The organism is Candidatus Chlorohelix sp. (genome assembly GCF_037138995.1).
Lineage (GTDB): Bacteria > Chloroflexota > Chloroflexia > Chloroheliales > Chloroheliaceae > Chlorohelix.
This window is the reverse complement of the sequence record NZ_JBAXHI010000062.1, coordinates 1-13,496: the sequence shown is the minus strand read 5'-3', so window position 1 is coordinate 13,496 and position 13,496 is coordinate 1. Positions and strand designations below refer to the sequence as shown.

2 protein-coding genes are annotated in these 13,496 nt (G+C 45.5%); both read left to right on the top strand.

From position 1 onward, the window contains the following. The first annotated feature begins 687 nt into the window (after nucleotides 1-687). Complete coding sequence (locus tag WCK19_RS17240; RefSeq protein ID WP_342398641.1) at nucleotides 688-6,099, top strand: RecQ family ATP-dependent DNA helicase; 5,412 nt, start codon at nucleotides 688-690, stop codon at nucleotides 6,097-6,099. Between the two features lie 150 nt (nucleotides 6,100-6,249). Beyond that, nucleotides 6,250-13,323: a hypothetical protein gene (locus WCK19_RS17235; protein ID WP_342398640.1), complete on the top strand. Its 7,074-nt coding sequence runs from the start codon at nucleotides 6,250-6,252 to the stop codon at nucleotides 13,321-13,323. The last annotated feature ends 173 nt before the right edge of the window (nucleotides 13,324-13,496 follow it).

Sequence of the window (13,496 nt, the reverse complement as noted above, 5' to 3'; positions counted from 1 at the left end):
AAGAGGCGGAGTACCAACGCGCCGAAAGAGAGCGGATGGAGAAAGAAGCGGAGCGGATGGAGAAAGAAGCAGCCTGGGCAAAGCTGCGGGAGTTGGGAATAGACCCTGAGAAGCTGTAACACAGTATCTACCCTTGCTTGCTTTTGGTGAGGCGAGGGTATTCCCCTATTTTAGCAACGGAACTGACTAATACGTGAGCCTTCTTCCACATCAAAAAGGTTTGTCGGCAATAACCTAAAGCAGGTGTTTTACGGCACGTATGTTAAATGCCCCCTACCCCCACATGTGTATAGTTTAGCAAAAAGGTAAGGCAGAACGCGGTAGTTTACTTTATGGCTTTATGGTGGTAAAGTATCTACATAACATGCTGCCTGTGTTTGAAGTGGCTTGTATGGGGTTAGGGGCATAAATCCCCGCAAAAACGCAACATTACTGAGTGAAGTGGAATTTTAATAGAGGGCATCAAACCGGTCAAGGGTCGGTTTAGCTATAGAGGTAAGCAGAAACGGTGGAAGTTTTAGGCTTATTTTGGGTTGCCCGTTCTAACTTCACCCGTCTGCGGAGAATAAACCTACCCAAGGGGTAGCGAAATAGGACAACCGACCTTCCATAACAGATTTACAGATTGATTACACCATGAGTTCTTTTTTTAAGCCGGAGAGTCCCTTAGGGCAGGCAGTGCAGAAAATGCTGTTGGAACATCGTGAAGGTTTAACAGTAGCACAGATAAGACGCGAATTGCGCCAGCGTGCCCAGATGATTGAAGAACGTAATCTGCGCGAGCTTCTTAACCAGCCACGAGTTTTTACTGCTCTAACCGGTGACCGCTATTGCATGCGAGGAAATGAACCTAATAGCGCTCTCCTAAAGCAAGAACCATCACCTGAGCGGGAAACCACCCCACCACTGCTTTCCGCGTTAGCCAATTTAAACAGTGACTATATCATCCTGGATCTGGAAACTACCGGACTGGAACCTGCCCATGATAGCATTATCCAGTTTGTAGCAATTCGCTATAGCGCTAACCAACCGGCAGCGGCTTTATCTCGCTATTTTAACCCAGCACCTGCCCATCTTTCTTACACGCTTAAACGCAAGTTGGGTTTTGTGGATAACCCGGTTTTAGAGCAAACTCTAGAACTAGCTGCTCCTTTAACTGAAAGTGCCGCAGAACTCCGCCAATTTTTAGGCGAGTATCCCATCATCACCCATAACGCCCGCTTCGATAAAGGTTTTTTAGAAGCAGAGTTGGGCATCTTACCAAACCTTTTCGTCGATACGTTGGAACTGACGCACTTGCTTTACCCGGAGTTACGTGAGCATAAACTGGGAGTAATAGCGGATCGCTGCGGCGCGACTTTTGAAAGGGCTGCTACAATTTGGCAAGAAGTCGCTGGAAAGGATAATGCCTTTATTCCTTCACCCGAATCCCTTCACAACGCTATTACAGATACTGCCCTATTGGCAGCGGTATTTGAGCAGCTTTACGCGGAGTGGCACAACCCTGAAAACCGTTTTTACCCCTTGTGGCAAGAATTGTTGCCGGAATGTTGCGGTCTAGTATGGAAAGGTAAGCCCCAAAGCCTGAAGGAATATATACAGACTCAAATGTATCCGGTTGTGGAAGAGCTCTCCGAGAATCCACAAGTTTTGTTGCCTTTATTCGAATACCCACAAGTTCAAGCCCTGCTGGAGCACTACAGAGAAGCCCGCAAATTTACAAGGCGTGCGGGTCAGGAAAGGATGGTGGAAGCAGTTTGGGAAGCGCTGGAGCAAGAACGAACTCGCCTCATAGAAGCCCCAACCGGTACAGGTAAAACTGTAGCATACTTGCTCCCTTCTTTGGTTTTTGCAGCCAGTCGGGGCGAGCATGTAGTTATTTCTACTGCTTATCGGAATTTACAAGACCAGTTACTGGCTGAGATTGAAGAATTACGCCACCTCACCCATTTGCCTTTCCGGGTGCAATTGCTCAAGGGGCGTTCCAATTATATCTGTAATGAGAGATTGACACGCTGTCTCGATGAGCTTGATGGTGGTTCCAGCCTTGAAGAGCGTTTCGTAATAGTCTATTTGCTGAGCCTAATTCTAAGCCTTCCGGAAGCTACAGAGGAAAATATCAGTTACTGGCTGAGAACAACATTTAAAATGGTGGATCACCTTTATCGGGCTGTAAACGCTGCCGATTTGCCCTGCCACCCAGATCGCTGCTCTCAGTATGGTTGTAACCTGCTGCGTTCGGAGCAACAGGCTAAGGCAGCCCACTTGTTGATAATAAACCATGACCTGTGGATGGCAGACCCGGATCGCCTGCCGCCTTTTCAGCGATTGGTAGTGGATGAAGCCCATACTTTGGAAGATGTGGCTACTCGCGCTTTTAGTGACGAAGTTTCCCGTACTTCCCTGAATCAGATTCTGGATAGCCTAGAGGATAGCCGCTCCGGTAGAGGTGCATTGCCACGCCTCCTTGCCCAAACCTCCGATCCTGAAATTGTCCGACTCTCCCGCCAGTTATTTGCGGCAGTCAAACTGTGCCGAAACCTAATTGCAGATTTTGGTACGCATCTGGCTGAATACATCCGCATATTTGAAGTAAATCTTAACCCACGCTACGGGGCTTCCCTGCGTCTTGAAACTGACCCACGCATAGCACATCCGCCCCAATGGAGCAGGGTGGAAAACGCGCGTCTTCAACTTTTCGAAATTCATCTGCCTGACTTAGCAAAAACTTTGGTAGCGTTGCTTCAAGCAGTGGGGCAGACCGGCGGCTTACCTTACAAACAGCGTAGCAGCGAAGAACTAAACATCATTTTGGATAAGCTTGCCGATCAGTTACGGCTACATCACGAGATTATTAAGGTCTCCAATCGTAAACAGGTATATTGGCTGGAAGTGGCTCAGCCGGAAATTATAACCCCAAAGAGTTTGCCGCGCTACCGGGAATGGGCTTTTAAAACCGCACCCATCCGGGTAGATGAGCAATTACAGGAGCTTTACGACCGGTTGACAACGTTGGTTTTAACTTCTGCTACCCTCACAATTCGGGGTGGAGAATTTAACTTCTATGTAGACCGACTTGGACTATCCCAACGACTGCAAGAGCATGACCTCCAAATAGTACAGGGTGATTTGGATTATTCCGCAAACGTTTTTCTGGGACTTGCAAATTATCTGGAATATACTCCAGTAGAGCGAACCATCAAGAGTTTTGTCGAAGAATTTTCCCGTGAATTGGAGCTATTATTAGAATTTACAGACGGGCGGGCGTTGGTGCTGTTTACCTCCAGAGAACGTTTGGAACAGGTGGTGTCGCATTGCGAAGATACTCTGGCAGGACTTGGTATTCCGCTGTACTGGCAAGCCGAGAATTCATCACGTCGGCAGTTACAAGAACAGTTCACTGAGCAGACAGAATCGGTACTAATGGGTTTGCAGAGTTTCTGGGAAGGCATAGACGTACCCGGGGAATCGCTCTCATTTGTGATAATGGAAAAATTGCCTTTTCCCTTTATGTTCGACCCGATTTTCAAGGCGCGGCGTGAAGAGGTAAACGAACGGGGGCAGAACGAGTTCGGCGACTACATCTTTCCGCTGATGGCGATACGTTTCAAACAGGGCTTCGGGCGCTTGCTACGGCGCAAGAACGACCGAGGGGCGGTATTACTTCTGGATAAGCGGATTCACCGTAAAAGCTACAAGTTTGAATTGCTGAACTCCTTGCCCGGTTACATGCCACGTCGTAACGAAATAGAACGAAGTCGTAAAACTTTTTACCGGGCAATGGCAGAAGCCCTTTCCGGTGTGCTGGATTTGGAGAAAAAGGAAGATTTTCTAAATAATCTGCCGGAAGATTTGCCGCTAGATTTTACCGAGCGGTTAAGCCGCCTCCATCTACCTGAAATCATCCCAGATAGCGAGTATGCGACTTGGCGCCCGGTTTTGTTGCAAGCTCTTAAAGAACTTTTCCGTTTCGATGGTTTTCGTAGCCCTCAGCAAGAAGCCTCTATTCGCGCTATTCTGACCGGTCAGGATGTGCTGACTTTGATGCCTACCGGTGGTGGTAAATCACTATGTTTTCAACTCCCTGCTTTACTACGAGATGGTTTGACGGTAGTCTTTTCACCGCTAATCGCGCTGATGCGCGATCAAGTTTATTCTCTGAATGCACGAGGTATCGAAATAGTTGGTGCTATCTATAGCGGGCAACCGGCAGCTGAGCGCGAAGATTTACTTGAAAAGATAAGACATGGTACGCTCAAACTGGTTTATATTTCGCCGGAACGCTTGCGCGACCCGCAGTTGCTACATTCGTTGCAGAGGGCAAAGGTGCGGCAGGTTGTGGTGGATGAGGCGCATTGTATTGCTATGTGGGGTCCCAGTTTCCGACCCGACTTTCTTTATCTGCCTCGTCTTTTCACCCAACTGGAAAAACGCCCACCTCTTGCTGCTTTCACCGCTACTGCTACACCTATGGTACGCCAAGAAATTGTGAAAGCGTTGGAAATGTCCCATCCTATCCAGATTACCTCTTCTTTTGACCGCCCGGAACTAAAGTTGGTAGTTTACAACCAGCACTCTCGTTATAATCGTATAAGCTCTCGTAATCAACGTTTTCAGGTTTTGATGAAAATATTGCAGGCAGCCGATTGTACCAGGGATTCGGTTCTAATTTATGCTTCTACCACCGTAGAGGTAGAGTTGTTGGCTCGCCGCCTACGTCAAGCCGGATATGATGCCAGAGCCTATCATGGCAAAATGAATGCTGCCGACCGGGATAGCGTCCAGGAATTGTTCATGGATGACCACGTCAATATCGTAGTTTGTACCAAAGCCTTCGGCATGGGTATTGATAAGCCCGACATTCGCTATGTCATTCACTATAACACTCCCGGTGACCTTGAGTCTTACTACCAAGAAGCAGGGCGTGCCGGACGTGACGGGCGGGATGCTTACTGTGTCTTGCTACACCATGAACGTGACCGCCGCACTCAGGATTATTTTATCGAATCCGGTCTTCCTGATACCGAAACCATGAATGATTTGCTCAAATTCTTGCGTCGGCAATCGGGAGATCTCCTTTATTTTAACTCTATGGAAGCCGCCGAACGACTTGGCTTGGAGGATACGCAGTTAAAAATTAGCCTTCACCTACTGGAACAGGCAGGTTTCATTCGACGCGGCGCAGATTTTACCCTCCATGGAGCGCTTACTCTTATAGCGGATGAGGAGGAAATAATCAGTCAGTTGGAATTGTCTCAAGCCGACCTCTTTCGCAAAATTGCCAGCGCTGCAAACTGGCCCATATACCGCCGGTTAGATGTCGAACTATTGACGTTATCGCAACTTACCGGCGAGAAACCGGAAATATTGGAAGCGTTGCTGGTGACTCTAGCCACTCATGGATTAGCGCTATATCGCCCTTGGGAGAAGGGTAGCCTTTTAGAGAAGCTATCCCGCCTTAACGCTAACGAGGTATATACCCGTAGTGATTATCAGCAAGAAGAGATGCTGAGACAGAAAACGGAAATCATGTTTCACTACGCCAGCGCAGGGAAACGCAAAATAAACTGTCGCCGAGCTTTTATCCTCAATTACTTCGGGGAAGAAACTACCGGAAAATGTGGAGCCTGTGACCTGTGTAATCCAGATATGGTTTTGCCATGGAGTGAGTTGACTTCGCGGGAGGTTCTATCCTTTACCGATCTGTTTGACCCGGCTTTCAGCCTGTTAGAGTCGGTGAAATGGAATCTGGAACAGATGGAACGACGTGGCAATCCTTATGGGCGTGGCACGTTGCTAAACTTGCTACGAGGGAATGAGTATCAGCTTGTCAAAAATAACATGTTGCCCGAATTGCGGCGCTGGCGCCTACAACAATTACGCGCCTGTCCTTACTGGGGAATTTTCCAAACATTACCAAAAGGGGAAGAGGTACTCGAAAATACCCTGAAGCGCTTGCTGGCAGAAAATTACCTTCAGGAGAAAACAGCCAGCTTTGAAAGTGAGCAGGGACATCTGAATTACCAATATCTTGACCTGACCGAAAAGGGCAAAGCTCAGTTAGTGAGCGGTCAATTATTACGCTGGAAAGTTGAGTAATCGCAATGCTTGGTACTTATAGTTCTCCTACAAATCCCGAAATACGCCCGATAAAGATTAACCTGAGATATACAGTGATTTGTGAAATTTGCAGCATACCACAAATAGTATAACCAAAACGTCTTAAAATTTACATTTGGAGACCTAAGAATGGCTGATTTCGAAAAACTTAAGAAACTGTTCCACCAAGAAATGATAAGTAACTATGATAGCGCTGCAAAAATCGGCTACTACTCAACCCGTGAGTTGCAACTGATAAATGGATTCGGAGGTGTGGAAGCGGCGAAACGCCTCATTTTTGAAAATAGATCTGAAGATCTGACCAAACTCCGAAAACTAAATAGACTAGATCTGTCGGTTGAGGCTTTGATACTGAAGCTAGAATATTACTCCCTTTTTGGCGAGGCAGAATTCTCTAAAGCTCGTAAATCATTGGCGGATCTTGAAATTCGCCCTATTCCCGAAATACGCCCCATAAAGATTAACCTGAGAAATGTTATTCGAGGTTATATGGCAGGTTACGCGGGAGGGGCGGCGGTTGCCCGTGAGTTGGTTCAAAATGCGGATGATGCCCGTGGTAAATGGATTAACTTCGATTTTCAACCGGGGCGTCTTGTTGTTAGTAATGGTAGCAAGTTCTCAGAATCTGATTTTAATGCAATTTGTGAAATTGCGGCAGGTAGCAAGCGAGATAAGCAGACTATGGTTGGTACTTGGGGTACGGGGTTCCTATCGGTGTACCAGCTAACCGATCATCCAATAGTGCATTCATCCGGTCGTTCAATAAAGTTTGATTTGAGCGGTAATGGATTTTTTCATCAAAATCCTTCCTCTGTCATTGCTCATACAGAGTTTCATTTCGAGTGGCGCACCCAACTCACCGAAGTTGCACGGGACTTGGGCACTGACATTTGGACAGAGTCTCGAATCAACCAGTTTCAGGAAGATATGAGTAAGGAAATTTATCGGATTTTACCTTTCCTGCGAGACATCCATACTATCAGACTTTTGGAGAAAGGTGTAGTTAAGTACCAAGTATCTCGTGAAAAAGTTAAATATGAAACCTTGCCAAATAATATTTTGTTTGAACGCTGGAAATTCAACTATAGGTATGGGGAGAAGTCTGCATCAGATGAATGGGTTTTTTACAAAGCTAATATGGCTAGCCCATTTGAAGAGGATGGAGTAAAAGTCAAAGACCCGGCTATCGCGGTTGGTTTTTGTATGAAACAATCAGGACCCGGCGCTTTTCCCGGCACACTCTACAATTACCTACCGACCGATATAGATACCGGTTTCAAATTCCATATAAATGGTGACTTCTTCCCCGATTCCAATCGCAAGAGTATTCTTAAAGATGATGGTAGTACCCGTAGCGATTGGAATTACAAAGTAATAAATGGCTTGGGCATGCTGATTTCCCTGAATCTAACCCATTTGCGAGACCTGTGCGATACGCCCACCGCTTTCTATCGTCTGCTACCGATTAAATGCAATGAGAAACATGATTTTTTACAGCCTATTGTGGAGCAGTTCAAGAAGGCTGCCGTAAGGGCAGATATTATCAGAACCACCGATGAGTTATGGAACATGCCGGGGCAAATAAAGCTGATAGATAACTCATCACGTCTGTACGCTTTGGTTAAAGACAATATGCAAAAGATTGCGCCCACCAATCTACCCCAAGAAGTGCAGGCAATGGCACAAGAAATGGGCGCAAAAACGCTTCAGCCGGAAGACTACTTCCGCTTCCTGACCTCTAAAATTCTGGATGGTACATCCCTTGCCAATGCCCCTACTTTCATTAACACTAGGGAGAAACTTTACAAGGTCTTTGATTATTTGCTTTCCTTGCCAAAAGAACAGCGTGGAGAAGTAATTCCTCATTTGAACGGCACGCCGATTTGTTTAGATGAGAGGGAGAGGCTTTGGGCTTTTGGCAGGCACAATCTTGTATGGCTGAGTGAAGAAGCTCGGAGGATTGTACCAAGTCAAGTGGTTTCAGGAGATACCAACCGCTATAAACTGGTTGATTCCGAATTTAATAAACACTATCACTCAATACTGGAATCGTTGCTTTCTCCTTTTACTCAAGCTTTGCTGGTTGACATCTTGAATCAGATAAAATCGGAATGTATGGGTCGAAGTATTGCCGCAGCGCATCAACTATTAAATTCACGCGAGAAATTAAAACAGGCGCTGGATTATCTGAGTAAGGAAACTAGCCTTAGTTTGACCGGTCTTCCCTTGGTAATAGATGAGCAACATACCTTACGGGATGTGGGTGGGGAAGTATATCTGGCGGACGAAGAAACCCGCAAGTTATTAAAAAGCTCTCAGTATAATTTTGTAGCCCCAGAATTTAATCTGCCAAGCGTGCAGGGGGAATATTTGAAGCGAGTTGGTGTCCAATTTATCGGAACTTCTCAGTTTGTGCGGGAACTAAAGAAAATTTGGGAGCTTACAAAGGGAGTACATCCCTTGTTGAATAATCCGGAGGCTTTGAAACAAGTATATAGTTACCTATACCGGCGCAATTCCCAATTGACCGAGCATGATCGGGTAGTCTTGCGCTTGTTAAATATTGTTATGACCCAGCGTGGCACACTACGCGCGGCTGCCGGACAGGTGCAACTCAGCCTCCCGCCCACAAAAGCTTTGGATGTGTCCGCAGTTGATATGGATATTATCAGGCAGGATTATTTGGTTAGCGAGAAGGTACTGTCTCAGGAGACCAGAGGTTTCTTTACCCAGATACTTGGCATATCAGAATTAACCCCGTTGGAATACATCCGCAAATACATACCACCCTCCTATGAATCTGAATTGGATGACAAACAAAAATTTCAGGTTTTGCATTTATTGCAGGATTCGCTTCCCTTGCTTAAAACGGATGCCGGAAAAGAAGCGTTAGCCGCACTTCGGCGTGTCCGGTTAGTACGTTGCGTGGATGAGGTGTATCGTCTCCCCGGAGAGGTCTATTTTGCCGATAGTACCTTTGCTACAATTTTTCCACATGGCTACAACCAACCGCATGTCCAGTATCAGATTCCGGTACGACGACCGCCAGAGCGAAATGCAGCGAATAGTAACGAACCCGTGCCTGAATCTTCTCGTTGGTATGCTCTTTTCGATGCGCTGGGTCTGCAAAAATATCCAACCGCACAGAATCTGGTAGAAACCGTACAACGTACTATTAGCCTGAACAAGGCACCCAATCCCGAAGCTACTAACCATATAAGGTCGGTTTATAGTTACATTAATAATAACTGGGTGAACTGGTTTGAGCGCGAAAAAGATATGTTCCAGTCCTTACGTAATCTGTATTGGCTTCCGGCAGATGGGGATAACAGCACTTGGTACCAACCACACCAACTCTATTGGGCTGGGTTGCGCTACCTTATTGAAAGTCAGGCTAAAATATTATCTTTCCAGCAAAATCGGCGTGAATTTAGCGACTTTATCGGGCTGAATGTAGAAGCAAAGCTTAACGATGTAGTCAACCATTTGCTATACCTGAGTCAAACCAATAAACCGGTAGAGGATCGGCTTTATCTATACCTGAACAGTTACGCCGATAAACCTGAAATTGAAGCTCTGAAAGGAAAGGCGGTAATCTATAACGCCAGTAAGACTCGTTACTGGCTGCCGCAATCTACTTTTATAGGCAATTACTTCGAGAATTTTGGCGATTACCGTTGTTATTTGTCTTTGGATGAAACCGGCAATTATGCCAAAATCCTTACAACTCTAGGAGTGCGCACCCAACCCGACCCAGTGGAAGATTATATTGCTGTACTGGGTGAGATAGCACAGAAACCGCTAGAGGAACTCGATGTAAAATTGGTGAATCGAGCCTATATCCAGCTTTCCAAAGCTGTAAAAGATAATCTCTTAAGCAAAGAACGCCTTACTCAGTTTAAAGAAAAACCGCTGGTTATAGACAAGGCTACCGGCAGTATGATTACGCCGCAGCATTGTTATTTTAATAATCAGCCGGATTTGTTGGAAAAGTTTGAGATTCGAGAAAAGGTGCGGGTAGCTGATTTTGCCAGTAATGAAGCGATTCCGTTTCTTGATGCGTTAGGGTTACGTAACCTGAGCGAAGTGGTGCGACGACGCAAGCATAGTGTTGGCGCTGCCGCCCCTGAACATGATATTTCTTCTAAAATAAGATTGCTTAACCGTAGCTTTAAGCGAATCCAGGAACATCACCGAAAACGGATAAGCGAGGGTTGGCGCGATTTAAATTGGGTTAAGACAGCACAGGTAAGACTTACCAACCAGATTCGGGTTCAGTATGTCATACCCACTGCACAAGGTGAAATACAGGGAAGAATAGAAAGCGCAGAAGTCTTTTTTGATGAAAACGAGTCTGTCCTGTATCTAGTAAATAGGGCAGATAGCAATTCTCGGTATATTGACATAGCCCACGAGTTATCTCGAATGCTTAATCCAGCCTTGGATGTTTCCACTCTTTCGCCGCTACTCAAAGAATTACTCAAAAATCCTCCCCAAGAGGCTGAAAAACTGCTTGATAGTTATAAGGTAGCAACTCTTCCTTATACCGAGCAAGATTTAGCTATTGATACAGAATTGGGAAAGCAGGCTGGTACAGGTTTAGGGCAGAAATCCGTTTCAATTGAGCAGCCTACTAGCGACGAAGAGCTACAACTTCCCATACCAAGCCTATTATCACCTAATCCAATCTCTTTGCCTGATGATAGTGAATCAACCGTGGAAACAGCGATAAAACCAGATACGGCAGCGGTGGTGTCGAAACTTGAGAACGACAGTAAAACAAAGAACATCAAACCCACTGCTCCTGAAAATTCTGCTAAAAAGGCGGTCACCAATAATGAGCATATCCCCGTTTTTAAAGGCAGAACCAAACCTAAAGTCCCGGTAATAATGACCGACTATACCAAGTTAGCGCGCCGTTATGGCTACAACTCGCCCGCGTTAGAGCCGCGAATTAACAAACTACGACAGGATGAGCAGTTGGAACAGGAGGAACTCGATTTATATATTGATGATGAGCAGGATAGCAAGGTAGAAGAAGTGCGCTTTGTTCTTTCCTTTATGATGCGCTATGAGGGCTTTTTACCTTTAACTGCCCGGTTGGATGCAATGCTTGAACAGTTGGGAGGGCAGTTCTGCTGCCGTACTGATAGTAACGAGGAATTTCCTCTATATCTGGATCGACAGCGTCAGATTATCTATAACCAGGATAAATTACCGGCGTTCTTTGCCGCTAATAATATACCGGCAGGTGGAGTGGTATATCTGAGGCTTATAGTAGGCAATCTGTTCCAGATATACTACAATCCTACTCCTCATATAGTGCGAGATGTCAGATTGGCAGAAATTGATGAGGAAGGCAATCTGGTTTACACCATTGTGCCAGAAATGGAAATTATGTGTGAAAGTGACGACCTGGTATTTATCTCCGAGACTCGACTAGGCGACAAGCAAGCTCTTTTCCTCGATGCAGTTGGTAAAAAATCTATTTTCGATACGCTGATAGATGTGTTTGAAACTGCTGCCAAAGAAAACCGAACTTGGCTATCCGAGCATGAAATATTCACGTCGCTTTTTCGCCTTAGAATGATAAGCTCCCGGAGCATTAGCAGTGAACTATTCCGCCGCCCCTGTTTCATTCGGAACGAGCAAGGAGAATGGAGTTTTGATTCCTCTCGTCTTTTTGCAATAGATGTTTTCGAGAAAACGGAGGAGGGCGATACTATAGTTTTTGAGTCTTCACAGTTGCCCGCTAGAGTAACACTTGATGTCAATAAGAAACCTGTTCCGCAACCTAATATTGAAAGCCCACGCCTAAAACCGGAACAGTTTAAGGTAGAAAAATCTCCTCCGGTTGAAGTGGATAATGACAAGTTCCTGGCTGACAGCTTAGCCGATGTGAGTTCTCGATTGGATAGCCTGGACGAAACGATTTTACCAACAGTATTAAGGAATTTTGAGCCGCCTTACCGTCAATTTGTACAGGGAGTGGATACGCTATTTCTCAATTTGCAAAGAAAAGAGACAATTAACGCTTCTCCAAAGCTATCAGGGGCGGTGGAGAATGCGCTTTCTTGCTTGGCATACTTGCAAGAGGCGTCGGATAGTGCGGAGTACCGACGCTTACTTGAAGATGTTATGAACACAATCTTTGAGCATGGCTTACTTGATAATAATCAAGAATTAGCCGACATTCTTACAAAAACCTCTGAGTCGAATCGGGATTTTTTCCTTCAACCTATTCTTGCACGGAAAGTTGTACATTTATGTGAAGGGGGACATTTTGAGCAGGGCGAGCAACTTCTGAGATTCTATCGTGATTATTCCCCACGAGCTTCTTTGGGAAAAGAATTCAACCAAATAGAGGTGATGAAAAGGGCATACCAGTATTTCGAGAAAGCTGAAAATGTTGCAACGCCTGAAGAAAAAATGAAGCTGTTACAGGACGCGCTAAAGCTACACCCTGAGTTTAAGCAAGTCAGAGAGCTATTCGATTCTCTGATGTCGCAGCGCATCATACCTGTAAAAGAAGATTTGGAGCGTTATTTGGCTAAGGCTGATCTCGAAAATGCCTATTTGGCTTATGAGATTCTGAAGATGACTGTGGAGGAAAATTTGCCTTTCAGTTATCAGCAGAATTTATTAAGGGGCGACCTAGAAGTATCTTCTGAGATGATGCTTTCTGCCTTGAAACCTCAAATAAACAAACTAACCCAGCCGTCATTACTGTATGCCGCGGCTTCTATTTTCCGAAACCTTTCAGTAGAAATAGACTACTGGCGCAGACATAAGCAAACATACTTTGATACTTTGGTAGCGCTGGGCGAATTTCATATTAAAAATGAGCAGAAGCAAGTGGCAGCAATTGTGCTGGCGGCAGCCCTGCATTTTAACAAAACCACACTCAAAATTGGTTTGTCTCTTAAACCCCGCTGCTGGGTAGCGCAACTTTATGAGCAGTCAGGACTATGGGATTTGGCTTATCTGGAATGGGGTGAAGCTGTAACGGAAAGTGGTGTTAAGGAAAGACCAGAAATTCAGAGGAACCAGCAAGCGGCTGAACGAAATCGCCACTCGATTCAGGTTAGCCAAGCTCGGCAAGAATGGCAGGAAGTGTTAAATCAGTTCCGTAATGATAAAGAATTGGTGGAGGCAATAGGCATTGAATTTATAGAAGAATTTTCCAAAAAAATCACCCTTTGAAATCAGGTAGCCAGACCAGCCCGAAATCCAACTGCGATTATTTTTGATTTGGCTTGTGGATTTATGTTGCCAAGAATTTAATGCTGGTGTTCGATTAAAAATTGAGAAATATCAAGATCTGCTTCTCCTGGCGAGGCGCCAAATAAAGCTGAACCGCTTCAGCCAGTTTTTCA

Excerpts from the sequence above, each read along its gene's own strand:
- WCK19_RS17235 (WP_342398640.1), top strand. The coding sequence starts at position 6,250 with ATGGCTGATTTCGAAAAACTTAAGAAACTGTTCCACCAAGAAATGATA.
- WCK19_RS17240 (WP_342398641.1), top strand. The coding sequence starts at position 688 with ATGCTGTTGGAACATCGTGAAGGTTTAACAGTAGCACAGATAAGACGC.